Consider the following 22549-nt stretch of genomic DNA (forward strand, 5'->3'; position numbering starts at 1 on the left):
CGGCCGAATCAAGAGTCGTTCCCTTCGGCGGCGTCCTCGTCCGGTTCGGCGTCGGATTCGGTGTCCGCCTCGTCGTCCGTCTCCCCTCCCCGGTCCTCCCCCTCCTCCTCGTCCAGTCCGTACATCTCCTCGGTCAGTTCCTGCGCGTCCTGGAGCACCGACTCGACAGCCTCGTCCGCGACGCCCTGCGCCATCCCCTCGAACCCCCCGGTGCCCGCACCGGCCGGTCCCCGGCCGCCCGGAGCGCCCTGGTCGAAGTCGGGGGCGCTCCCGTGGTCGTGACCGTGGCCGCCCCCTCCGGTGGTGTCCTCGAACACCTCGTCGTACTCCGTCTCCTCGGCGTGGTCGGTGACGCGGTCCGCGAGTTCGGCGGGCGTCTCCCCGCCCCAGCCGGGGACGTGCTCGTCGAGCCACGCCTCGTGTTCGTCCTCCCGGAGCATCGCCGTGAACGCGAGGTGGTTCGCGAGGTGCTCGCCGTCCTGCTGGGGGACATCGCAGACCGGACAGGCGTATCCCATGCTCACGGCTGCGGGCGCGAGGGGGATAACGCCTGTCGTCTCGTGGAGGGGCTGCGGGGGTGGAGACAGTCGAGGGCGACGCAATCGGGACGACGGGCGGGCGTCCGGCGGCGGTCGAACCCGCCGGGATTTAAGGCGCGAACGGGCGTTACGGCGCACGATGTTCGACACCATCGTCGTCGCCACGGACGGCTCCGAGAGCGTCGGGCGGGCGGTGGACGTGGCGCTCGACCTCGCGGAGAAGTTCGACGCGGCGGTCCACGCGCTGTACGTCGTCGACGCCAGCGAGGTCGACTCCTCGCCCGACGCGGTGCGCGAGGACATGCGCCACGCCCTCCAGGAGCGCGGCGGCGAGGCCATCGTCGGCGTCCAGAAGCGGGCCAAGCGCGACGTGACCGCCGTCGTCCGCGAGGGACGACCCGCCAACGAGATCTCCGAGTACGCCCGCGAGATCGACGCCGACCTCGTCGCGACCGGCACGCGCGGCCGACACGGCGAGAACCGGTTCCTCATCGGCAGCGTCGCCGAGCGCGTCGTCCGTACCTGTCCGACGCCGGTGCTGACGGTCCGGCAACTGGAGGGCGGCGACGCGGCGGACGCGGCCTGATCGAGCGACCGAACCGGACCGGCGGGGCTAACGCCGGTGTTTTCTTCCCCGGACGTGGACGAGTGGTATGGACGACGCACTCATCGACACGGACTCCCTCTCGCTGGAGCGCAAGTCGAAGCTCCCCGGCAAGGGGTTCTTCTACCCCGACTCGCTGGACGAGGATCGCCAGGAGGAGCGCGCGAAGGAGGCGCTCGAGGGCGCCGAGGTCGTGGTCATCACCGACTCGGACGCCGACGGCCTCGGCTGCGTCGCGCTGATCCGCGAGGCGTACGACGCCGCGCTCGACGTCGCGCCGTTCGAGGAGCGCCTGCGCGAACGCCTCGCCGGGGAGGACGACGGCGACGACGCGACGGCCGACGACGACGCCGTGGATGAGGGAGAATCCACGGAGGCCGAGGAGGACGAGGAGTTCGAGGAGTCCCCCGTCGCGCTACTCCCCTCGGGCCCCCACTCCTTCGAGGAGGACCTGGAGTACGCCGCCGAGTACCTCGAACCCGACGCGGACGTGTTCGTCTGCGACATCGCCCCGGACGCGTTCGAGTACGTCGAGGAGGACCTCCGGACGGTCGTGCGGCGCGCGGACGAGGTGCGGTGGTTCGACCACCACCAGTGGGACGAGGAACTCGCCGAATCCGTCCGGGCGCTGGGGATCGACCTCGTCGTCGGCGACAGCGAGGAGGAGTGCTCGACGGACGTGACGCTCCGCTCGCTCGACTACGACTTCCCGGAGCGGTTCGCCGAACTCGCGGCGGTCACGCGGGACCACGACCTCTGGCTGAAGGCCGACGAGCGCAGCGACGACGTCGCCGACTACGCCTACTGGACCGACGCCGAGGAGTACGCCGCCGTCGTCGGCGCCTACGGCGTCGACCTCCCGCCGGCCGTCGAGGAGTACATCACCGAGCGCCGCGTCGAGAAGGAACTGCTCATCGAGAAGGCGGTCGGGCGGGCCGACGAGCACGAGGTCGGCGACTGGTCGGTCGGCGTCACCTACGGCCGCTGCTCGCAGAACGAGGTCGCTGAGACGCTCCGCCAGCAGGGGATGGACGCCGCGGTGATCGTAAAACCCGCCGGCAGCGTCTCGGTCCGCGGCTCGGAGGGGTTCCGCCGGTGCCACGAGGTCGCCGGCGCGGTGGGCGGCGGCGGGCACCCGCAGGCCGCCGGCTGCAAGCCGGACATCTACGACGACATGCTGGACTACGCGCACCACTGGACGACGGAGGGTCGCGCGACCAAGCGCGTGCTCCTCCGGGAGTTCGAGCGCCTCGCCGAGGAGGAGGCCGAACACCGGGAGGCGATTGACGACGGCGACGCGGCGGAGTAACCGGTCGGTTCGGTCGGCTTCGGGTTCCCGTTCGAGGCCTCGCTATCGCTCGACCTCGCGCTCTCCTCGAGATGGCGGTTCGCCCAAGAGCTCCCCGCCGTTCATCGAGGCCTCGCTATCGCTCGGCCTCGCGCTCCCCCATCACCCACTTCCGGGAGAAGTTCGTCCCGCACGCGCAGTGGGCGTACGCGTGCATCACGTCGCCCTCCTCGTATAGTCCGCCGACGCCCTCGTTCTGCTCCTCGGCGAAGGCGAACACGAACTCGACCTCGTGCTCCTCGTCGGGTTTCTCGTCCCGTGCCGGACAATCGCCGCCGCCGAGGTTCGGGTCGATCGGCCCCTCCTCGTCCATCGCTCGGCGGGCGAAGTCCATCGGGTCCATGCCGGTGCCGGAGGCGAACGCCTTGCGCCCCTCGTCGCCGGGGACGACGAGAACGACGCCGTCCTCCACGGCCTCGCCCATGTTGGCGATCTTCCCCTGCGAGTCGAGGAACTCGTGCGTGAGGAAGATGGCGACGTCGTCGAGTCGCTCGCCCGCGAGGAACTCGTCGAGTTTGCTCATACACCGAGTGGCGGGTGTAGGGATAAAAGAGCTGTTCGTCGGAATCCCGTCCGGTCATGTGTGGGTCGGCCGTCTACGGGACTGCAGAGACCTCGAAAGCCCCACTTTGGGAAGGTCGGCCGAGCGTCGCGAGCCGCCTACCGAGTGTGCACGTAGTCGGTAGTCCGCAGTGACGGTCGCCCCGGAAGTTCGGTCGAGCGTGTTCTGGCGGATGGCGCGCGTGACGGCGAGCCCGAAGGGCGTAGCCGACGCGCGCGAGGGATGAGCATCGCAGCGCGACTGCAGGGAGCGCGAGAAGCGCAAGAGGCTGGGGAGGGAGAGGTCGCGGTGCGGTCGGGTCGGACTGAAAGGGGCCGCGGCGGTCGGCGAATGCGCGACTGTCAAGCACCACAGCGACCGGAGGGAGCGAGAAGCGCAGCAGTCGCACCGAGTCGAGCGTCGCGGGAGCTTTCTGGCCGATCGTCACCCCGTTACCAGCAGTTGAACCGCTCTACTCCAGACGACACCGCCGCACACAGCAACGAAGGAACTACTCGTCGCCCAGCAGCGAATCCGCGATGTTCTGCAGGCTCTCGTTCGGCCGCCCGGTCACCTCGTACACGACGCGCTCGCCGGGCACCCGGACGCCGTAGAGATACCCGGGGTCCACCTCGTCGAACTCGACCGCGTCGTCCGCCTCGCGGTCGTGTTCGCGGCACCACTCGACGAGCCGGTTCTCTCCGTCGCCGGGCTGACGCGCCAGCCGCCGGTTGTCGTACGCCCCGCGGATCAGGCGACCGCTTGCGTCGCCCTCGACCCGGGCGTGGCGTGACTCGCCGTCGAGCACGAGCCGGATCTCGTCGCCCGCCTCGAGGTCCGCCTCGTCGGGGACGCGGAGACACGGGAGGCGGGTTCCCCCCGAACGCGCGAGGTGGGCGCGGAGGGAGGTGACGGCCGCGGCGTCGCTGGCGACTCTGTCGGACATGGGAGCGAAGAAGGCGTTACTCCTCGTCGTCCTCGGCTTCCTCGTCCGATTCGGCCGCTTCTTCCGCGGCTTCGTCTTCCTCCTCGTCCGCCTCGTCTTCGGCTTCCGCTTCTTCCTCCTCGTCGGCTTCGTCGGCCTCGTCGGCCTCCTCAGCCTCCTGGGATTCCTCGGATTCCTCGGCCTCGTCCACGTCCTCCTCCTCGACCGCGTCGGCCTCTTCGACGTCCTCCTCGACCGCGTCGGCCTCTTCGACGTCCTCCTCGACCTCCTCGGCGCCGCCCTCGAACGTGCCGTCGACGAGGTGGGCGTTGATCTGGACGGTCTCCTCGGAGACCTGGCGGCCGCGGACGGTGACGCGCTTGCGCTCGCCGTCGCGGGACGGCTCGTAGCCGACGCCGCCGTCGAGGAGCAGTTCCTTCAGGGCCGCGCCGGGCACGTCCTCGCGCATCGGCCGGCCGGCCTTGTCAGACCCGCCGGTGAGTTCGAGCGTCATGCCGTCGGCGTCGACGACCGTGCCGTCGACCTCGTCGCCGATGTCGAGCCCGAGAAATCGGTTCGCGTCCTGTCCGTCCACGTCGAACTGCCGGGTGTCGCCGGCCGAGTCGCCGACGACGACTTTGAATTCAGCCATTACGGGAACGAACTCGGCGGTTGGAGAAAAGAGCGTCGAAAGCGAGGCCGAGCGAGAGGAAGCGGTGGGGCCGTGAGAACGACCCGACGAGGCCGGCGGGTCCACCGGCCAGAACCGTCAAGCTGCCTGCACCGTCAGGCCGCCTGCGCCGGAACCGCCTGCGGCGCGCCGCGGTAAGTGCCGACGCCGACCTCCTCCTCGCCGTCCGCGGCGATCCAGCCGGGTCCGTCGCCCACTACGACGGTCCGGGTGGATTGCCGGAACAAGGTCCCCGTCCAGCCGCCGGCGAACCACTCGTTGTACCCCTCGTACGTGACGAGCACGTCGAGGGTCGCGTTCGCCGGCGCGTCGTACGAGAGGTACATCCAGGAGCCGAACCGGCGGCAGGCCTGCCCCTCCGTCGTCGGACCGTCGCAGGGCGTCTCCGTCGCGTTCAGGCGCGGCTGGAGCGTCGGCTCGTTCCCGACTGGCGACCGGGTGTCGATCGGCTCCTCGCTCGCCCACTCGACCGACACCAGGTAGTAGTCGAGCGACCGGATCGGCGTTCCCGTCGGCGTCTCGCCCCGTGTCGGCGTCCCCGCGCCGGGTTCGAGGCTTCGCGGCGGCTGCCGTTCGTAGTACGTCGGCGCCAGTTCTGGGAACGAGAGCGCGAGCATCGGGCCGGCGCTCGTGTCCTCCACTGCGAACGACCACCCGGGCGGCGCGTCCGTCACGCCGGGCGATCCGCCGACGAGCGCGTCGCCGGCAGGGCTGCTCCCGTTCTCGACCGGCAGCGGGAGGTAGAGCGTGACGTTCGTGAGCGTCTCGTCCGGTTGGATGTACGTCCGGTACTCGTACGTGTGGGTGTACGAGTCAGGGATCGGCCGCGTGAACTGGTAGAAGCCGACCGCGACGACACCGACGAGGAGGACGAGCACGACGGCGACCGCGACCAGGGCGATCTCGAGGCGACGGTCCATCGACGGCACGGACACGGGGGAGCAGCAAAAAGGCGGTCGTCGCGGAAGGGTGACGGACCGCCCGACGGGGCGGTCAGTCGAGTCGGACCGGATCGGCCGCCGGTCGGATCGAGACCCGGACCTTGTCGCCGACGGCGAACGCGGGGTCGCCGCTCTCGGGACGGGTTACCAACTTGGCGCCCCACGCCGGGCCGCGGGACGCGAACAGCGAGAGCCCGGTGACCCGCTCGCCGTTCGCCAGCACGGCCACGTCGCCCCACGCGACGTCCCGACCCGTCGCAGTGCCGACGCGTTCGCCCAGCAGTTCGACCGTCGCCGGTCCCGCCCCCTCTGGCGACCCGAACAGCCCGCCGGCGCCGTAGTGGGCCAGCCCGCCGTCCAGGGGTGTACCCGCGTCGGACGCCAGCGCGGCGTAGCCGTCGCCGGGGTGGGCCGGCGAATCCAGGAGCGCGTAGCTGTCGCCCGTCTCGACGACCGTCCCCGTCCCGTCCCAGTCGAGCGGACGGACGGGCACGTCCACGTCGATCGGGAGCGACCCGGAGGCGCGGTAGGGGTTCCGGTCGGCGTCGCGGAACTCGAGGTGGACGTGGTCGTCGACCCAGCGGCCGAAGAACCCGGAGCGGACCATCCGGCCCAGCGAGTCGCCGACTGCGACCCGGTCGCCCGGTTCGACGGTGGGGTCGACGTGGAGGATTCGGGCCACGTACTCGCCGACGTCCACGACGACGAGGTGGTCCTCGTCAACGGCGTACGGCCGGTCGGGACAGCGGACCGTCCGCGTGTCCAGCACCTCCCCCGAGACCGGCGAAATCCCCACGTCGGTGTCGGGGTAGAGGTCGATGGCGTGGCCGTGGTCGTGGGCGGGGTACGGGGAGTTGTACAGCGAGAAGCGGGGGTACCGCTCGACCACGTTGGTAGGGAGCACCACCCGCTCGTCCCGTCCGTCCCCCTCGACCCCCGCGTCCCCGGTCATACCGCGAGTCGGTGGCGGAAGCGCTTAGGCGCCGCGACTCCGACCGGCGGGCGTGTTCCGGGTGTACCGCGGGGCGCTCCTGACGCGGGAACGCGATCGGGAGGCGACGGCGGCGATGCTCGCCGAGACGGCCGAGGCCGGCGAGCCGTCGCTCAGAGTGTGGGCGCCCGGCCGACAGATCGCCTTCGGGCGACGGGACGCCCGCGAGGACGGGTACGCCGACGCGAAGCGCGCGGCCGAGGAACGCGGTTTTCCACCGAGCGAGCGGTCGGTTGGCGGCCGGGCGGTCGCCTACGCCGACTTGACGCTGGCGTTCGCACACGCCGTCCCGCTGGCGGACATGCGCCGGGGGATGGACGACCGGTACGACGCGGCCGTCGACACCGTCGTCGACGCCCTGCGGAGCGTCGGCGCCGACGTGGAACCTGGGGAGCCGCCGGACTCGTACTGCCCAGGGGCCCACTCCGTCCGCGTCGTCGACGGCGGGAAGGTCGCGGGGATCGCCCAGCGCGTCCGGCAGGGGGCCGCGCTCGTCTCCGGGTGCGTGACGGTGGCCGAGGAGGGGGCGATCCGGGACGTGCTCGTTCCGGTGTACGACGCGCTCGGCGTCCCCTTCGACCCCGAGTCGGTCGGCTCCGTGTCGGCCGCTGGCGGTCCCTCCGATCCCGACGCAGTCCGCGACGCGCTGGAGGCCGCCTTCGTCGCCGACCGCGAGGCCGTCCGGCTTGACGCGGCCGAACTCCCGACCGACGACGGGTGAGCGCGATGCCGGGTACCGACCGCGGTACGAGCGGTACCCCGGCCCGCGACGTTCGATCAGGCACACCACGGGTGGGACTGAAAGGGGCCGCGGGGGCTTTCGAGCCATATCTCTCGGTCGCAGCGGCACCATTCGTACTCGTAACCGACCGCGGCACTTACGGCCCGCCGCCGCCCACACAGGCCAGATGCTGTTCACGCAGGCCACGCTCGCCGACGGCCGGGTCCGGGACGTCCGCGTCGCCGACGGGGAGATCGCCGACGTCGCGGACGCGGGAGCACTCGACCCCGAGGACGGTGAGGCGGTCGTCGACGCAGCCGACGAGTACCTCCTCCCGGGCGCCATCGACGCCCACGTCCACTTCCGGGAGCCGGGGTTCCCGCACAAGGAGGACTGGACGACCGGGTCGCGCTCGGCCGCGGCCGGCGGCGTGACGACCGTCGTCGACCAGCCGAACACCGACCCGACGACGACGACGGGTGCGGCGTTCGACGCGAAGGCCGACCTCGCCGCGAAGTCGCTCGTCGACTACGGCCTGAACGGCGGCGTCACGGCCGACTGGGACCCCGAGTCGCTGTTCGACCGGCCGCTGTTCGCGCTCGGCGAGGTGTTCCTCGCCGACTCCACCGGCGACATGGGCATCGAGGCCGACCTGTTCGCCGACGCGGTCGAGCGGGCGGCCGACCACGGCGTGACCGTCACGGTGCACGCGGAGGACGCGGACCTGTTCGACGAGAGCGTGCTCCCCGGGAGCACGGAACACGCGAGCGGGGAGGGAACAGATCCGCGAGCGAGCGCGACGGAGCGAGACGATGCCGACGCGTGGAGCGCCTTCCGGACTCCGGAAGCCGAGGCCGCCGCGGTCGAGCGAGCCCTGGAGGTCGGGGCCGACTCGGGCGCCGACATCCACATCGCGCACACCTCCACCCCGGAGGGCGTCGACGCCGCCAGCGACGCTGGCGCGACCTGCGAGGTGACCCCGCACCACCTGTTCCTCTCGCGCGAGGACCTCCCCGACCTCGGAACGCTCGGCCGGATGAACCCGCCGCTCCGCGACGAGGAACGACGCGAGGCCCTGATGGAGCGCGTCCGGGATGGCACGGTCGACATCGTCGCCACCGACCACGCGCCCCACACTCGGGAGGAGAAAGACGCAGGCATCTGGGATGCCCCATCGGGCGTCCCGGGCGTCGAGACGATGCTGCCGCTCCTGCTGAACGAGGTCCGCGAGGGTCGGCTGGGACTCGAACGCGTGCGCGACCTCACCGCGGCGAATCCCGCCGGGATCTTCGCTCTCCCGCGGAAGGGCCGAATCGAGGTCGGTCGGGACGCCGACCTCGTGCTCGTCGACCTCGACGACGTCCGGGAGATCCGCGGCGACGACCTCCACTCGAAGTGCGGCTGGACGCCGTTCGAGGGGTTCGAGGGCGTCTTCCCGTCGCTGACGCTCGTTCGGGGGAACGTGGTGTACGACGGTCGCGACGACGGCGACAGCGAGTCGTTCGGCGACGCGGTCGGCCGGAACGTCCGCGACTGATCGGCGGGTCGGAACGTCCGTTTCTAGACGAACATCACGACCTCGACGAGACCGGAGCCGAGCATCACGCCAGCGCCGGCGCCGCCGACGCGGGCCATCGCTCGCCGCGAGTTCTCCTCGGTCCAGTCCGACCCCGTGTCCATGTACCGGTGCATCGTCTCGATCCCGCGGCCGGCCATCGCCGACCCCGACCAGCCGAGCACCCCAACGCCCAGCACGAGCGCGCCGAGCGCGAAGACGCTGCGGACAGCCCGCAAGGAGAGGAATACGGCAACTGCGCCGCCTGCCACGAGGCCGAGTGCGGTGCCGACGAGGACCGCGCCCCCGACGAGGCGAAGCCGGGGGCGGAGCCAGTCGACGGTGCCGGCGGCCGCCATCGGCGGTCAGTCCACCGTGTCGCGCATCCGCGGGTCGAGCGCGTCGCGCATCCCGTCACCGAGCAGGTTGAAGCCGAGGACGGTGAGCGCGAGGAACAGCCCCGGGAAGAACGACATCCACCACTTCCCGGTGAGCAGGCCGTTCTCGACGCCGCGGGCCAGCATCAGTCCCCAGGACGGGGTGGCGGCCTGCGCGCCGAAACCGAGGAACGACAGCGCCGCGATGTCGATGATGGCCAGCCCGAAGTTGAGCGTGGACTGGACGGTGATGGGCGCCAGCGAGTTCGGCAGGACGTGGCGCACCAGCACTCTAGGGTCCTTCGCTCCGAGCGCCACGGTGGCGTCGATGTACTCGTCCTCGAGCACCTTCAGCGCGGCTCCGCGGACGACTCGGGCGAACCGCGGCGTGTAGACCAGCGTGAGCGCGATCGTCACCTTCCACAGCCCCGCGCCGAAGATGGCGACCAGCGCGAGCGCGAGCAGCAGCGAGGGGAACGCGAGCAGCACGTCCATCGTCCGCATGATGACGTTGTCGGCCACGTCGCCGTAGTACGCGGCGAGGATGCCCAGGGAGATGCCGAGCGTCGTCGACGCGGCGACCGTGACAGTGCCGAACTTCAGGGCGAGCCACGCGCCGTACATCGTCCGCCTGAAGATGTCGCGGGCGGCCGCGTCGGTGCCGAAGAGGCCGGTCTGGGCGGTGCCGCCGGCCCACGAGGGCGGCGCGCGGCTCGGGATCGTCCCCCCGAGCCTGGAGTCGGCCAGCGCGCCGACGTCGTAGAAGACGCGCGCGTAGACGGCGATCAGCACCATCCCGAGGATGATCCCGATGCCGACCAGCGCGAGGCGGTTCGAGAGCAGTTGTGTCAGGAACGGCGAGGCGCGGAGCCTGTCGAGGAGTCCGCGACGCGACGCCCGTTCGGACGTGTTCGGGTGTTCTGATGCCATCTTACTGCTGGATTCTGGGGTCGAGGTAGCTGTACGTGATGTCGACGCCGAGGTTCACGAGCGTGAACAGCAGCGCGAACGTGAGCACGGCGCCCTGCACGAGCGGGTAGTCGGACGCGCCGATTGCGGCGACCAGCATAGTGCCGATGCCGCCGATGCCGAACACCGTCTCCGTGAGGACGGCGCCGCCGAGCAGCGAACCGAACTGGATGCCGATTACGGTGATCACCGGGATGAGCGCGTTGCGGAAGCCGTGCTTCATCACGGTGATCTTCGCGCCCTGGCCCTTCGCGCGGGCGGTCCGCATGTAGTCCTGGCGGACGACCTCGAGCATCGAGGAGCGCATCATCCGGGAGATGAGCGCCATCGAGTACACGCCGATGGTGACCGCGGGCAGGAACAGGTGGTGGACCGCCGAGAACCACGCGTCGAGGTCGCCGAGCAGGAGCGTGTCCACCGTTACCATCCCGGTGAGCGGGAGTTCCATCCCGAGCAGCGTCCAGTGGTCCGAGAGGAACACCGTCGAGCCGATGCGCCCGCTCGTCGGGAACAGGCCGAGGAACGTCGCGAACAGGAGGATGAGCAGCGGGCCGGACCAGTAGATGGGGACCGAGAGCCCGGTGAGCGCGCCGATCCGGGTCGCGTGGTCGGTGAGCGTGTCCTGTTTCACCGCCGAGAGCACGCCGAGCGGGATGCCGAGCAGGACGCCGATTGCCTGGCCGTACAGCGCGAGTTCGATGGTGACCGGCAGGCGGTCCGCGAGCACCTCGCGAACGGGTGTGCCGCGGGCGATCTGGTAGGAGTCGCCGAAGTCGAACTGGGCCGCATCCACGAGGAACCGCCCGTACTGGACGAGGATGGGGTCGTTCAACCCGAGGTCGGCGCGAACCTGCGCGACCTGTTCGGTCGACGCGCGTTGCCCGACGATAATCTTCGCCGGGTCGCCCGGCGCGAGGTGCAGGATGGCGAACACGAACGTCGCCACCCCGAACAGCACGGGGACGAGCAACAACAGCCGCTTCAGGACGAACCGCTTGGAGACCATTTCGATGTAGGTTATCGTGTCGCGGGTGGCCGAGGTAAACGGTTTTCATCCGACCGCGGGGGCCGACCTATTCGAGTTCGACGGTGTCGAGGTGGGGGCCGCCGACGGAGCTCACCGTGTAGCTGTCGCCGACGACCGCCGAGTTCACCGCGCGGAGCGTCTGCGCGTAGTCGATGAACACCCAGGGAGCCTCCTCGCGGGCGAGCGCGTTCGCCTCCTTGTACAGCTTCTCTCGGGCACCCTCGTCGTAGGTGGACTGGGCCTCACGGACCTTCTTCATGAACTCCGAGTTGGCCCATGCCGACACGTTGAGGGGACTGTACCCCTCCGTGTCGAAGCTCACCCAGTCCTGTCCGTCCGGTACCTGGTCCATCTCGACCTTCGGGTCGAGCAGGACGTACAGGAAGTTGTCCGGGTCGGCGTTGTCGGTGTACCAGCCGAGGAAGCAGGCGTCGTGCTTGCCGGCGTCCGTGTACTCGAGGTACGACGAGAACGTCGAGAACTGGTTGATCTCGACGGTGATGCCGACCTCCTCGAGGTCCGAGCGCACCTGGTTCGCCGTCTCGACCGGGCTGGGGTTGTAGCCGCGGGGGTTCGAGAACGTGGCGAGTTCGAACTCGAGGTCGGTCTCGCCGGCCTCCTCGAGCAACGACTGGGCCTGTTCGGGGTCGTGCGGGTACGGTTCGAGGTCGTCGTTGTGCCCGAGGACGTCCGGCGGGAGCGGCTGGTCGGCCTGCTCGGCGAAGCCCTCGTAGATGTCGTCGACGATGCTCCCGGTGTCGACCGCGTAGCTGATGGCCTGGCGAACCTGCTTGTTCCGGAACGCCTCCTTCCGGTCCATGTTGAACGCCATGTAGCCAACGTTGATGCCGTTCTTCGACGCCAGGGTCGCCGAGTCGGAGTTCTCCACCTGCGTGGACGACTGGGAGTCGAGGTTGTCGGTGATGTGGGAGTCGCCGTTGATGACGTCCTGCGCCCGGGTGGAGTTCTGCTTGATTGCCTTGAAGATGACCGCGTCGAGCTGGGGGCCGTCGCCCCAGTAGTCGTCGTTGGCGGCGAGGCGGAGGCGGTTGTTCTCGTTGTCGAGCGTGTCGAACGTGAACGCGCCCGTCCCCTGCGGGTTCCCACCGAGGTCGGTCTGCTTGTCGGGGGAGGACCCCAGTTCCTCGATCTGCTGCTTCGAGAGGATGGCCGCCGCGAACATCGCGAGGTTCCGGAGGAACGGCGCGAACTTCTGGGTGAGTTCGAACGTCACCTCGAGGTCCTTCGAGGCGTCGACGCTCTCGACCCAGTCGCCGAACGTGAACGCCCCGTATCCCGACCGGTTCGAGTCGCCGAGATAGTAGTCGTACTCGGAGTCGGTGAACCGACGGACGGTCGCACGCACGTCGGCGGCGGTGAGTTCGGCGCCGTTGTGGAACGTGACGCCCTCCCGGAGCGTCAGCGTCGCCGTCTGCCCGTCGAGCGAGTAGTCGGTCGCCAGGCCGTCGACCAGTTCACCGCCGCTGCCGGCGCCGAACTTGATGAGCTGGTCGAAGACCTGGTTCGTGACCTTCGCGACCTCGCCGCTCGTGGTCTGCTGGGGGTCGTAGTTCGCCGGGTGGTCGCCCCGGGCGTACACGAGTTCTCCGCCGCCGCCACCGCCGCCCCCGCCACCGCCGCCGAGACAGCCCGCGCTGCCGGTGGTCACGGCGACGCCGGCCGCCGCCCCGCCGGTCGCCTTGAGGAAACTGCGTCTGTCGAGTGAGTCCTGTGCCATGAGGGTTCATGCAAAAACTGCCAAGAAAAGGTTTGTGATTAGCCGTTCAGTCCATGTGGTAATGTACCACACCCCCGCAAAAATCTACTCGACCAGGTGACACGCCGCGGGGTGGTCCCGCTCGTCGAGTGGTGGCTCCTCGCGTTCGCAGACGCTCTCGAACGTCTCCCGGAGCACGCGTTCGGCGGCCGCCCAGTCGTCGGCGGCCAGCCGTTCGGCGCTCTCCGCGACCGCCTCGTCCGCCCGCCGGGGGAGACCGGTGAGGCCGAACCGGGCTCGAAGCGCCTCCGCGATGGGTACGTCCGCGTCCACCGTCCGTCCGCCGTCGGTGGCGGCGGGTTGCTCCGATCCGCCACCCTCGACGAGCGCGGCCTCCTCGCGGATCCCCTCGAGATCGAGCGCCCGGTCCTCGACCCGCTGCCGGTAGTTCATCACCGCACGGAACTCCTCCTGTTCGACGTCGAGGTCGTCGGGCGGGATGACCTGCGGGCACCGCGTGCGGAAGTTGCAGCCCGACGGCGGGTCGATGGGCGAGGGAACGTCGCCCTCGAGGATGACCCGGTCGTCGGTGTCGGCGGTCGGATCCGGCACGGGGATCGCCGACAGAAGTGCCCGGGTGTACGGGTGCCGCGGATCGCGGAACAGTTCGTCGGTGTCGGCCACCTCGACTAGCTTCCCGAGGTACATCACCGCGACGCGGTCGCAGATGTGCCGGACGACGGAGAGGTCGTGGGCGATGAACAGGAACGTCAGCCCGAACTCCGCCTGGAGGTCCTCGAGGAGGTTGAGGATCTGGGCCTGTACCGAGACGTCGAGCGCGGACACCGGCTCGTCACAGACGATGAAGTCCGGGTCAACCGCGAGGGCGCGGGCGATGCCGACGCGCTGGCGCTGCCCGCCCGAGAGTTCGTGTGGGTACCGGCCGCGCTGGCCGGGGTCGAGCCCGACGGCCTCGAGAAGTTCGTCGACTCGACGGCGTCGCTGCTCGCGCCGGGAGCTACCCTCGGGCGGGTCCTCCGCGGGGAGGTCGTGGATCTGGAGCGGTTCGGCGACGATCTGGCCCACCGTCATCCGGGGGTCGAGGCTCGACATCGGGTCCTGAAAGATCATCTGGACGTCCCGCCGACGTTCCCGAAGCTCGTCGCTCGACAGCTCCGTGAGGTCCTCGCCGGCGAAGACCACCCGACCGTCGGTCGGTTCGAGCAGCCGGAGGAGCGCCCGACCCGTCGTTGACTTCCCGCAGCCGGACTCGCCGACGAGTCCGAGCGTCTCGCCCTCGTACACGTCGAAGTCGACGCCGTCGACGGCCTTCACGCTCTTCCGCTCGTCGGCGAGGAGTCGGTCCAGGTAGCCGTCGGCCCGGGAGAAGTGCTTCTTCAGCCCGTCGACCTCGACCAGCCGGTCGCCGATCTCATGACTCCCGGCACCGAGCGCGTCGTCGTCGCCGTACTCGGCCGTGTCGAACTCCTCGAGCACGCACTTCGAACGGTGGTCCACGTCCGCGGGGCCGTGCTGGAGGAACGGGATCGTGCCCCCGCGACACTCCTCGTGAGCCCACGGGCACCGGGGTGCGAAGTGGCACCCATCGGGGAGGTCGATGAGGTCGGGAACGTTGCCCTCGATGGGCTGGAGTCGCTCCTTCTGCTCGGTCGGAACCGACTCGAGCAGGGTGTACGTGTACGGGTGGGAGGGGTTCGTGAAGATCTCCTCGACCGGACCCTCCTCGACGATCTCGCCGGCGTACATCACGGCCACCCGATCGCACGTCTCGGCGACGACGCCGAGGTCGTGGGTGATCATCAGCACCGACATGCCGAGTTCCTCCTGGAGGTCACCGATGAGGTCCAGGATCTGCGCCTGGATGGTCACGTCCAGCGCGGTGGTCGGCTCGTCTGCGACGAGCAGCCGAGGGCGACACGCGAGCGCGATGGCGATGAGGACGCGCTGGCGCATCCCCCCGGAGAACTCGTGTGGGTACTCCTCGACGCGCGACGCCGGCTCGGGGATGCCGACCTCCGAGAGCACCTCGATCGTCCGCTCCAGCACGGTCTCGTCGACCTCGCCGCCCCCGACCTTCGGGAGGATCTCCCGGACGGCGTTCAGCCAGGTGTCGTCGGTCCGCCCGTCGAACTGGTGGAGTCGGAGCGACTCGGCCACCTGCTCGCCGACGGTGAGCGCCGGGTTCAGCGACGTCATCGGGTCCTGGAAGATCATGCTCATCTCGCCGCCGCGGACCGCCCGCATCGCCTCCTCCGGCGCGGCGGTCAGTTCGATCACCGCGTCCTCGACCTCGAGGCAATCGACCGCGCCCTCGGGGCGTTCGGCGGTCAGTACCCGCGGGTCGCGGCCGTCGAACGATTCAGGTGGGTCCACGAGTCGGGCTTCCTCGAGGAAGATGTAGCCGTCCGCCGCGCGGTCGGCGGCCGCGTCGAGATCCGCGGCGACTGCGTCGGGGTCGGCCGCGGCCCGGAGCTCCTCGGCGGCGTCGCGGGCGGTCTTCCCAATCCCATTCGGGTCCGCCAGGGCGGTGCAGTCCTCCGCGATCCCGTCGAGTTCGGCCGCAACGCCGCCGAGGTCGCCGTCCCGGCAGGCGTCCGCGAGTTCGTGGAGGGCGTCGACGAGCACCTTGGGATACGTGGCGACACCGTCGGCGAACCGCGGGAGCAGCCGCGCCGCGAGCGACGGGCTCCGGAGCGTCACCTCGCCGCCCACGACCTCGCCCGGGTCGTCGACGAGCCCCATCGCGGAGAGGGCCGTCACCGACTTGCCGGACCCCGACTCGCCGACGAGCCCGACCGTCTCGCCTTCCCGCACCGACAGGTCGACGCCGTCGACGGCCTTCACCTGCCCGCGTTCGGTGGCGAACTGGGTCCGGAGGTCCGAAACCGACAGCAGGTCCATGCCCTGGCATGGCTCGCCCCTTCCGGAATACCTTTCGATGCGGCCCGGTGGCCGCCGAAGGCAACCGTTTTCACGCGGCGTACCCCGAGCCACTCCTATGGCCGGTAGTCACCCGCTCTCGGGCGTGCAGGACCGCTGGGAGGCGGTCGTGGAGGACATGGAGGCGACCGCCGACGAGTACCGCGAGGCGGGCTGGGAGGCGCTCGAACTCCACCCCGGCGACGTGACGGCGCTCCCGACGGCCTCGGCCGCCGTCGAGTCCGACCGGACGGGCCTCGACGTGCTCCTCCCCGGCGACGAGTTCCGTGATCTGGAGGAGCTCGTCGAGGACGCGGCGTTCGACGAGTACGACGCCTACCGGGGCCAGGAGGGCGACGTCGTCTTCCTCGTCGTCGCGATGAAGGCGCCCGACGAGGGACTGGTCGTCGTGTTCCCGGTGTACTACGCGCTCCGCGAGGCTGGGGAGATGCTGAAGCGGGTCGCCGCGCGCGGCGAGATGTGGACGTACCTCCGGCCGCTCGACGACTCCCGGCGCGTCGTCTTCTCGCAGCACGAACCCGACAACCTCCTACCGGCGGACTACGGGGACGAGGAGGGGGAGTCGGGTGACGTGGAGGACGGAGAATCGACCGACGAGGAGTAGGGGAACGACGGCTCACGGATGGCACGGATGGCGAACAGGCGACGCCTGCGAATCCGCGGGGCGTCGGCGTCGCACGACCGCTGCCCGCCCCGGGTTGCGAGTTACCGCACGTGGGGTCTGGTCCCGTTTTCGGGTTTGAACCTTCGGCACCAACGCTGACGAGGAGGAGTCAGTCGAACGAGACGTCCGTCAGTTCCGTCGTCTCGCCGAACAGCCAGTCGGCGTGCTCGACCGCGTAGTCCCTATGGTCCTCGGTGATGTAGCCGAGCGCGTCGGCCACGACGATCGGGCGGTAGTCCCGCAGGCCGGCGGAGGCGGCGGTGTGGAGGACGCAGACGTTCGCGAGGGTGCCACAGAACACCAGGTCGTCGACGCCGTGCGTGTCGAGCCACCCCTCCAGGTTCGTCCGGTAGAAGGCGTCGTACGTGTGCTTGTCGACGACGTGGGCGGCGTCCTCGGTCGGGAGGTCGTCGATCAGTTCGGCCTCCCAGGAGCCCTCGACCACGTGCTCGCCCCAGCGCTCGAACTCGTCGTAGTAGTGGGCGTCCTCGAACTGTTCGGGCGGGTGGACGTCCCGCGTGTAGACGACAGGAACGTCGGCGGCGGACGCGCGCTCGACGAGCGTCCGAACAGGCTCGATGGCGTTCTCGCTCGGTTCCGCGTGCAGGCTGCCGTCCGGGTGACAGAACCCGTTCTGCATGTCGACCACGATGACGGCGGTGATGTCGGGGTCGAACGACATACGTGAGGCCTCGCGGTCCGCGAAGAAAAGCGCTCGCCCCCGTGAACCCCGGACAAGGTACTTACACCCCCAGTACCATGCCGACATATGCGACGTTCCTCCCCGTCCGAACCCGTTCGGCGGTTCGGTGCGCTCGTCCTCGCCGCCCTCCTCGTGCTGTCGGTGGTCGCACCGGCCACCGCCGCCGCCGTCCCGAGCGAAGTGCCGAAGGCGCAGTCCGACGGGGAGGGCGACGGCCCGCCGGACCCCGAGAACGACACCATCGGGTGGGAGAACGGCGTCTGGCACAACGAGAGCATCGACGTGAACCAGTCGGACGGCCTCACCGACAGGGAACTCGACCTGTTCGTGGCGCGGTCGATGGCCCGCGTGGAGTACATCCGCGAGGAGGAGTTCGAGGCCACCGTCCCCGTCGAGGTCATCTCCCGCGAGGAGTACCGCAACCGCACCGCGACCGACGCCGGGAACGGGACGGCGTACAACCGGTGGAACGACCAGGTGTGGGAGTCGCTGTTCATCGTCGGCGAGGACACCAGTTCCGCCGAGGCGCTCAGCGAGACGCAGGGGTCGTCGGTCGCCGGCTTCTACTCCCCCGCCGACGACCAGATCAAGATCATCACGGACTCGCCCGACTCGCCGACGGTCAGCAACGCGACGCTCGTCCACGAACTGGTCCACGCGCTCCAGGACCAGCAGTACGACCTGACGAACGAGACGTACAGGGGGCAGACGCAGGACGGCAACCTCGCCATCAACGGCATCGTCGAGGGCGGGGCGAACTACGTCGAGGCGCGCTACTCCCAGCGCTGTGGCAACGAGTGGGACTGCGTGGAGACGCCCGGCAGCGAGGCCGGCGGCGGCAGCCCGCCGAACCTCGGCATCCTCCTCACCATCTTCAACCCGTACTCCGACGGCCCGGTGTACGTGGACGAACTCGTCCAGGAGGGCGGCTGGGCGGCCTACGAGGAGCGCATGCGGAACCCCCCGGCCTCCACCGAGCAGGTCATCCACGTGACCGACGAGGAGCCGGAGCCGATCGAATTCGAGGACTCCGCGCGGAACGGCTGGGAGACGTTCCCCGGACAGGGCGAGAACGGCTCCGACACCGTCGGCGAGGCGTCGATCTACTCGATGTTCTGGTACCAGGCGTCGGAGTACAACGCCGACACGATCGATCCGCAGACGCTGTTCGCCACGGAGGGCCAGTACGACGTGTACAACTACGACGCGGCGCCCTCGAACGGCTGGGCGAACGACCGGGTGTTCCCGTACCGCAACGGCGAGGGTGAGAACGCGAGGTACGGCTACGTCTGGAAGACCGCCTGGGACACCGAGTCCGACGCGACGGAGTTCCGCGACGCGTACCTGCGGATGCTCGACGCACACGACGCCCGGGAGACCGACGAGGGCTACTACGTCGTCCCCGACGGCCCGTTCGCGGACGCGTTCCTCGTCGTCCAGAACGGCACCCAGATCGTCGTCGTCAACGGGCCGAACGTCGACGCCGTGAAGGACATCCGCCCGTCGCTCGCCCCGCCGACGGAGACGCTGAGCGAGACCGCGACGATGGCCCCCGGGACGGACGAGGACCCGAACGGTGGGAGCGACACGACCGCGGACCCGATGCCGGAGAGCCCGACGACCGAGACGACCGGCGCCGGGTTCGGCTTCCTCGTCGCGGTCATCGCCGTCGGCGTCGCCGGCCTGCTCGCACGCCGGAGCTAGGGACGCGAGCGGCAACCACGACTCGGAACCGGACGCGGTCGGAAGCGTGTTTTTTTGGCCCGGCCCGGTGAACGGCCGACAATGGATTCCTCCGCGCCGGATTTCGACGTCGTCACCCCCGCGGCCATCCGGGAGGGTCGCGCGACGGACGCCTACTTTGCCCGGACCGAGGAGACGCTTCGACACGCGGGCCGTAACCCCAGCGTCGTCGCCGAGGTGACGGCCGACCAGTTCCCCGACGGCGAGTTCGAACTCCTCGCCGGCGTGAAGGACGCGGCCGCGCTGCTCGCGGGCCACGACGTCGACGTCGACGCGCTCCCGGAGGGGACGCTGTTCGACGGCGGCCCCGTGATGCGCATCGAGGGCGACTACCTCTCGTTCGCGCGGGCGGAGACGTCGCTGCTCGGCTTCCTCTCGCACGCCTCCGGCGTCGCCACCGCCGCGCTGGAGTGTCGCCGTGCGGCGCCCGACGCGAACGTGCTCTCGTTCGGCGCCCGGCACGTCCACCCGAGCGTCGCCGCGATGATCGAGCGAAGCGCGCTCGTCGGCGGCTTCGACGGCTTCTCGCACGTCGCCGCCGGCGAGGTCATCGGCCGGGAGGCGTCGGGGACGATGCCCCACGCGCTGCTCATCATCTTCGGCCGTGGCGAGCAGGAGGCCGCCTGGCGCGCATTCGACGAGGCGGTGCCGGAAGACACCCCCCGGATCGCCCTCTGTGACACCTACTCCGACGAGAAGGACGAGGTGATCCGGGCAGTGGAGACGCTCGGTGACCGGCTCTCGGGCGTCAGGCTCGACACGACCGGCTCGCGCCGGGGCGACTTCCGGCACATCATCCGCGAGGTACAGTGGGAACTGGACGCGCGCGAGCTCGGCGACGTGGACGTGTTCCTCTCGGGCGGGCTCGGTCCGGACGACCTCCGGAAGCTCCGGGACGTGGGCGACGGCTTCGGCGTCGGCGGTTACGTCAGCAACGCGGACCCGGTGGACTTCGCGCTGGACATCGTCGAGGTCGACGGCGAACCGGCGGCGAAACGCGGGAAGCTCTCGGGCGCGAAGGAGGTGTACCGGACCTCCGCGGGTGAGCATCTGGTCGGATTGCGCGGGCGCGATGAACCCGAGGACGGCGAGGCGCTGCTGGAGCCGCTGATCCGGGACGGGGAGATCGTGCGGGAGTTCTCGATCGACGACGCCGCCGAGCGGGCGCTGGAGGACGCGGAGTTGACCGGATTCGGTTCTGATTCGGAGTAGGGGGCGGCGATTGTTCGGCTGGTTTCGGCGCTTCTGCTACCACTACCGCGACTTGGAAAGTCCCACCCTGCTGGATGGTCGATCGAGCGTCGTGTTTACTCCCCACGCCTCCCCGGCGGGCGCGGCTCGCTCACTTCGCAGGACTCGCTTCGCTCGACCCGCGTGCTCTCGTTCGCTTCGCTCACGAGAACTTCGTTCGCTCGCGGTGCGCCCGCCGCATCCCCCTGACCATCGGCTGGCGAACGTTCCAGTGGACTACCGAGTGCGCACGCGGTCGGTAGTCAGGCCGCTTTGCTCGACCGAAAGTCCGGCGGGTGGGACTGGAAGGGGCCGCGGCTCTCGGGGAAGCTCTCGTGAGCGCAGCGAACGAGAGTTCGGAAGTCGAGCGGAGCGAGTCTTCCGTAAGCGCGGACCGAAAAGCACCGCAGGGAGGCGAGCGAAGCGAGCCGACCGAGGAGCGTGGTTCGAAAGGCGCTCCGCGCCTTTCGTCATCACGAAAGACTGCGCAAAGCGCAGTCTTTCGAACGACAGCGGCCGCACCGACCCGAGAGCCGCGGGGGCTTCCGCAGTCGTCACTACGCTAGTGGAAGCAGAAATCGACACCCCACTAACGACCGAGATACCTTAAACGAACACGAACACAGAGGAGGGGAACACCTTTCACTCGTTCCGCCGGAGTGACCCCCATGAGCCTGACCGTCGAGCGCGTACTGGCCCCGGTGGACGGGAGCGACGAGTCGCTGGAGGCCGTCGAGTACGCCGTCGCGGTCGCCGAACGCTACGACGCGTCCGTCCACGCCGTCTACGTGCTGGGCGAGGAGGTCGTCCGGGCCATCGAGACCGACGCAGTCGACGAGTCCGAGGTCGCGGAGGACACCGAGGCGTTCACGGGGACCGTGCGCGAGCTGGCCGAGGAGCACGACGTCGGCATCTCCTCCTCCATCGCCTACGGCTTCTCGACGAACCGGAAGTCGCGCCACCCGGGCAGCGTCATCCTCGACACCGCCGAGGAGATCTCTGCCGACTTCATCGTCATCCCCCGCGAACCCCTCACGGGCGAACCCGGCGAGGTGCTGGAGAAGGCCGCAGAGTACGTGCTGCTGTACGCGAGTCAGCCGGTCCTCTCGGTCTGAACCGGCTAGGTATCCCCGTCGGAGTCCGCGAGTCGCGCGGTCATCTCCAGTTCGAACGACTCGGAGCTGGTGGTCTCGAAGCCGACCTTCTTGTACAGCGCCACCGCGGGGCGGTTCCAGCGCTCGACGGTGAGCCATACGTTCTCTGCGCCGTTCGCGGCGCCGTGGCCGAGCAGTCCCTCGATGAGCCGCGTCCCGATTCCGGCGCCCTGGTACGCCTGGAGCACGAAGATGGCGAGTTCGTACGCGTCGGTGTCGGCGACGAGCGTAGCATGGCCCGCCGCCGCGTCCCCGTCCCAGGCGACGACGTTGTAGCCCCCGCTGCCGAGGATCGTGTCGAGCCAGTCGCGCACGCGCTCCTCGTTGCTCGGCGGGATTCCCTGCGCGCGGTCCGCCGGGTCGAACGCGTCGTACATCTCCACGAGCGCCTCGAACTCCCCGTCGCTCCCGTCGTACGGCCGGATCTCGATCTCGCGACCCTCGCCGTCCGTGAACGAGAACGGCGGGTCGGGGAACGGGCCGGCCGGTTCGTCGGGGTAGATGCGGTCGCTCATCTGACCAGCATCACCGACACCTGCGAGTTCAGGAGGACGAACTGGGCGATCTGGCCGAGGTTGATCTTCCCCATCGGGCTCCGCTGTCCGCCGCCGATTGCGATGCAGTCGAACCCCTCGGACTCGGCGATGTCGACGAGTCGGCTCCCGGCGTCCCCCCTCACGCATCGCACTTCGGCGTCCAGCCCCGCCTCGTCCAGCACGGACCGGGCGTGGGACTCGACGTCCGCCAGCGACGCGTCGACCTCGGGGTTCTCCACGACGGCGACGGTGAGGTCGTCGCCGGCGACCCGGGTGCGCTCGACCGTCCTCTCGAGCGCGGTGAGGGAGTCGTCGCTCCCGCCCATCCCCAGCAGCACTTTCATGCAACCGAGGTCGGAAGCGCCGGACAAAAGCGTGCCGCCGCGGCCGGTTCGGCGTACTCTCCCGCGTTCCCGCCGGGAGCGGCACCGCGCGATCCCTCCGGAGGACCGGCCGCCGGCCGGGTGTCTGACGCACGGGAACGGGTTTTTACGAGCGGGCCGGATACGGGGGGTATGGCCGACAACGCCGGACGAGGGCGGGAGGAACCGCCCGAAGGGGACGGGGGACGCGCCGAGGACGAGGAGGGACGAGGGCCCGTCGACGAGGACG

21 protein-coding genes and 1 pseudogene are annotated in these 22549 nt (G+C 70.0%); 8 read left to right on the top strand and 14 right to left on the bottom strand.

All coding sequences use genetic code 11. The features are described from left to right. Positions 1-8: 8 nt before the first annotated feature. Positions 9-518, bottom strand: coding sequence for a DUF5810 domain-containing protein (locus HUG10_RS11250; RefSeq protein WP_179169669.1), 510 nt, complete (start codon positions 516-518; stop codon positions 9-11). Between the two features lie 160 nt (positions 519-678). On the opposite strand from HUG10_RS11250, the gene HUG10_RS11255 reads away from it, so the two are divergent. Together HUG10_RS11255 and HUG10_RS11260 are read left to right on the top strand one after the other, a co-directional pair. Then, on the top strand, positions 679-1125 hold the full coding sequence (locus HUG10_RS11255) for a universal stress protein (protein WP_179169670.1): 447 nt from the start codon (positions 679-681) through the stop codon (positions 1123-1125). Positions 1126-1192: 67 nt separating this feature from the next. After that, complete coding sequence (locus tag HUG10_RS11260) at positions 1193-2452, top strand: DHH family phosphoesterase (RefSeq protein ID WP_179169671.1); 1260 nt, start codon at positions 1193-1195, stop codon at positions 2450-2452. A gap of 115 nt (positions 2453-2567) precedes the next feature. On the opposite strand, the gene HUG10_RS11265 is transcribed toward HUG10_RS11260, so the two are convergent. The 5 genes and pseudogenes from HUG10_RS11265 to HUG10_RS11285 all read right to left on the bottom strand — a co-directional run bounded on the left by HUG10_RS11265 (position 2568) and on the right by HUG10_RS11285 (position 6541). Continuing rightward, on the bottom strand, positions 2568-3014 hold the full coding sequence (locus HUG10_RS11265; protein WP_179169672.1) for a DUF5807 family protein: 447 nt from the start codon (positions 3012-3014) through the stop codon (positions 2568-2570). 529 nt (positions 3015-3543) lie between these two features. Continuing rightward, on the bottom strand, positions 3544-3978 hold the full coding sequence (locus tag HUG10_RS11270; RefSeq protein ID WP_179169673.1) for a DUF7112 family protein: 435 nt from the start codon (positions 3976-3978) through the stop codon (positions 3544-3546). 238 nt (positions 3979-4216) lie between these two features. Further along, positions 4217-4609 (bottom strand): annotated as a pseudogene (locus HUG10_RS21780) (30S ribosomal protein S6e); the annotation flags it as partial. 134 nt (positions 4610-4743) lie between these two features. Beyond that, a complete protein-coding gene (locus HUG10_RS11280) occupies positions 4744-5568 on the bottom strand; it encodes a hypothetical protein (protein WP_179169675.1) in 825 nt (274 codons plus the stop codon). A 73-nt stretch (positions 5569-5641) separates the two neighbouring features. Then, positions 5642-6541: a hypothetical protein gene (locus HUG10_RS11285; protein ID WP_179169676.1), complete on the bottom strand. Its 900-nt coding sequence runs from the start codon at positions 6539-6541 to the stop codon at positions 5642-5644. 115 nt (positions 6542-6656) lie between these two features. Here HUG10_RS11285 and HUG10_RS11290 point away from each other — a divergent pair, with 115 nt between their 5' ends. Together HUG10_RS11290 and HUG10_RS11295 are read left to right on the top strand one after the other, a co-directional pair. After that, on the top strand, positions 6657-7301 hold the full coding sequence (locus HUG10_RS11290; RefSeq protein WP_179171060.1) for a lipoate--protein ligase family protein: 645 nt from the start codon (positions 6657-6659) through the stop codon (positions 7299-7301). Positions 7302-7488: 187 nt separating this feature from the next. Beyond that, the gene (locus tag HUG10_RS11295; protein WP_179169677.1) at positions 7489-8838 is read left to right on the top strand and encodes a dihydroorotase; all 1350 of its coding nucleotides are present in this window, start codon (positions 7489-7491) and stop codon (positions 8836-8838) included. A 23-nt stretch (positions 8839-8861) separates the two neighbouring features. On the opposite strand, the gene HUG10_RS11300 is transcribed toward HUG10_RS11295, so the two are convergent. From HUG10_RS11300 to HUG10_RS11320, 5 genes are all read right to left on the bottom strand, one after another. After that, positions 8862-9215, bottom strand: coding sequence for a DUF7268 family protein (locus tag HUG10_RS11300; protein WP_179169678.1), 354 nt, complete (start codon positions 9213-9215; stop codon positions 8862-8864). A 6-nt stretch (positions 9216-9221) separates the two neighbouring features. After that, positions 9222-10163, bottom strand: a complete 942-nt coding sequence (locus HUG10_RS11305; protein ID WP_179169679.1) for an ABC transporter permease — start codon at positions 10161-10163, stop codon at positions 9222-9224. A 1-nt stretch (position 10164) separates the two neighbouring features. After that, a complete protein-coding gene (locus HUG10_RS11310; RefSeq protein ID WP_179169680.1) occupies positions 10165-11208 on the bottom strand; it encodes an ABC transporter permease in 1044 nt (347 codons plus the stop codon). Positions 11209-11275: 67 nt separating this feature from the next. Then, positions 11276-12967, bottom strand: coding sequence for an ABC transporter substrate-binding protein (locus HUG10_RS11315; RefSeq protein WP_179169681.1), 1692 nt, complete (start codon positions 12965-12967; stop codon positions 11276-11278). Between the two features lie 84 nt (positions 12968-13051). Next, complete coding sequence (locus HUG10_RS11320) at positions 13052-15868, bottom strand: dipeptide ABC transporter ATP-binding protein (protein ID WP_179169682.1); 2817 nt, start codon at positions 15866-15868, stop codon at positions 13052-13054. A gap of 97 nt (positions 15869-15965) precedes the next feature. On the opposite strand from HUG10_RS11320, the gene HUG10_RS11325 reads away from it, so the two are divergent. Continuing rightward, positions 15966-16511, top strand: a complete 546-nt coding sequence (locus HUG10_RS11325) for a DUF7529 family protein (protein WP_179169683.1) — start codon at positions 15966-15968, stop codon at positions 16509-16511. A gap of 169 nt (positions 16512-16680) precedes the next feature. Here HUG10_RS11325 and HUG10_RS11330 read toward each other — a convergent pair whose 3' ends face one another. Further along, positions 16681-17253, bottom strand: coding sequence for a cysteine hydrolase family protein (locus HUG10_RS11330; protein WP_179169684.1), 573 nt, complete (start codon positions 17251-17253; stop codon positions 16681-16683). Positions 17254-17340: 87 nt separating this feature from the next. On the opposite strand from HUG10_RS11330, the gene HUG10_RS11335 reads away from it, so the two are divergent. From HUG10_RS11335 to HUG10_RS11345, 3 genes are all read left to right on the top strand, one after another. Beyond that, a complete protein-coding gene (locus HUG10_RS11335) occupies positions 17341-18978 on the top strand; it encodes an Hvo_1808 family surface protein (protein ID WP_179169685.1) in 1638 nt (545 codons plus the stop codon). A gap of 81 nt (positions 18979-19059) precedes the next feature. Continuing rightward, positions 19060-20229, top strand: a complete 1170-nt coding sequence (locus HUG10_RS11340; protein ID WP_179169686.1) for a nicotinate phosphoribosyltransferase — start codon at positions 19060-19062, stop codon at positions 20227-20229. 686 nt (positions 20230-20915) lie between these two features. Continuing rightward, positions 20916-21362, top strand: coding sequence for a universal stress protein (locus HUG10_RS11345; RefSeq protein ID WP_179169687.1), 447 nt, complete (start codon positions 20916-20918; stop codon positions 21360-21362). 5 nt (positions 21363-21367) lie between these two features. Here HUG10_RS11345 and HUG10_RS11350 read toward each other — a convergent pair whose 3' ends face one another. Then, a complete protein-coding gene (locus HUG10_RS11350; protein WP_179169688.1) occupies positions 21368-21916 on the bottom strand; it encodes a GNAT family N-acetyltransferase in 549 nt (182 codons plus the stop codon). Continuing rightward, positions 21913-22281 (bottom strand): universal stress protein, encoded by a 369-nt coding sequence (locus HUG10_RS11355; protein WP_179169689.1) that lies wholly within the window; start codon positions 22279-22281, stop codon positions 21913-21915. Before HUG10_RS11355 ends, HUG10_RS11350 begins: the two co-directional genes overlap by 4 nt. Positions 22282-22549 lie beyond the last annotated feature (268 nt).

The sequence above is a fragment of the Halorarum halophilum genome (genome assembly GCF_013401515.1).
GTDB classification, from domain to species: Archaea; Halobacteriota; Halobacteria; order Halobacteriales; family Haloferacaceae; genus Halorarum; species Halorarum halophilum.

Excerpts from the sequence above, each read along its gene's own strand:
- HUG10_RS11270 (WP_179169673.1), bottom strand. The coding sequence starts at position 3,978 with ATGTCCGACAGAGTCGCCAGCGACGCCGCGGCCGTCACCTCCCTCCGC.
- HUG10_RS11315 (WP_179169681.1), bottom strand. The coding sequence starts at position 12,967 with ATGGCACAGGACTCACTCGACAGACGCAGTTTCCTCAAGGCGACCGGC.
- HUG10_RS11265 (WP_179169672.1), bottom strand. The coding sequence starts at position 3,014 with ATGAGCAAACTCGACGAGTTCCTCGCGGGCGAGCGACTCGACGACGTC.
- HUG10_RS11330 (WP_179169684.1), bottom strand. The coding sequence starts at position 17,253 with ATGTCGTTCGACCCCGACATCACCGCCGTCATCGTGGTCGACATGCAG.
- HUG10_RS11250 (WP_179169669.1), bottom strand. The coding sequence starts at position 518 with ATGGGATACGCCTGTCCGGTCTGCGATGTCCCCCAGCAGGACGGCGAG.
- HUG10_RS11285 (WP_179169676.1), bottom strand. The coding sequence starts at position 6,541 with ATGACCGGGGACGCGGGGGTCGAGGGGGACGGACGGGACGAGCGGGTG.
- HUG10_RS11340 (WP_179169686.1), top strand. The coding sequence starts at position 19,060 with ATGGATTCCTCCGCGCCGGATTTCGACGTCGTCACCCCCGCGGCCATC.
- HUG10_RS11260 (WP_179169671.1), top strand. The coding sequence starts at position 1,193 with ATGGACGACGCACTCATCGACACGGACTCCCTCTCGCTGGAGCGCAAG.
- HUG10_RS11310 (WP_179169680.1), bottom strand. The coding sequence starts at position 11,208 with ATGGTCTCCAAGCGGTTCGTCCTGAAGCGGCTGTTGTTGCTCGTCCCC.
- HUG10_RS11320 (WP_179169682.1), bottom strand. The coding sequence starts at position 15,868 with ATGGACCTGCTGTCGGTTTCGGACCTCCGGACCCAGTTCGCCACCGAA.
- HUG10_RS11350 (WP_179169688.1), bottom strand. The coding sequence starts at position 21,916 with ATGAGCGACCGCATCTACCCCGACGAACCGGCCGGCCCGTTCCCCGAC.
- HUG10_RS11305 (WP_179169679.1), bottom strand. The coding sequence starts at position 10,163 with ATGGCATCAGAACACCCGAACACGTCCGAACGGGCGTCGCGTCGCGGA.
- HUG10_RS11295 (WP_179169677.1), top strand. The coding sequence starts at position 7,489 with ATGCTGTTCACGCAGGCCACGCTCGCCGACGGCCGGGTCCGGGACGTC.
- HUG10_RS11300 (WP_179169678.1), bottom strand. The coding sequence starts at position 9,215 with ATGGCGGCCGCCGGCACCGTCGACTGGCTCCGCCCCCGGCTTCGCCTC.
- HUG10_RS11290 (WP_179171060.1), top strand. The coding sequence starts at position 6,657 with ATGCTCGCCGAGACGGCCGAGGCCGGCGAGCCGTCGCTCAGAGTGTGG.
- HUG10_RS11280 (WP_179169675.1), bottom strand. The coding sequence starts at position 5,568 with ATGGACCGTCGCCTCGAGATCGCCCTGGTCGCGGTCGCCGTCGTGCTC.
- HUG10_RS11325 (WP_179169683.1), top strand. The coding sequence starts at position 15,966 with ATGGCCGGTAGTCACCCGCTCTCGGGCGTGCAGGACCGCTGGGAGGCG.
- HUG10_RS11355 (WP_179169689.1), bottom strand. The coding sequence starts at position 22,281 with ATGAAAGTGCTGCTGGGGATGGGCGGGAGCGACGACTCCCTCACCGCG.
- HUG10_RS11335 (WP_179169685.1), top strand. The coding sequence starts at position 17,341 with ATGCGACGTTCCTCCCCGTCCGAACCCGTTCGGCGGTTCGGTGCGCTC.
- HUG10_RS11255 (WP_179169670.1), top strand. The coding sequence starts at position 679 with ATGTTCGACACCATCGTCGTCGCCACGGACGGCTCCGAGAGCGTCGGG.
- HUG10_RS11345 (WP_179169687.1), top strand. The coding sequence starts at position 20,916 with ATGAGCCTGACCGTCGAGCGCGTACTGGCCCCGGTGGACGGGAGCGAC.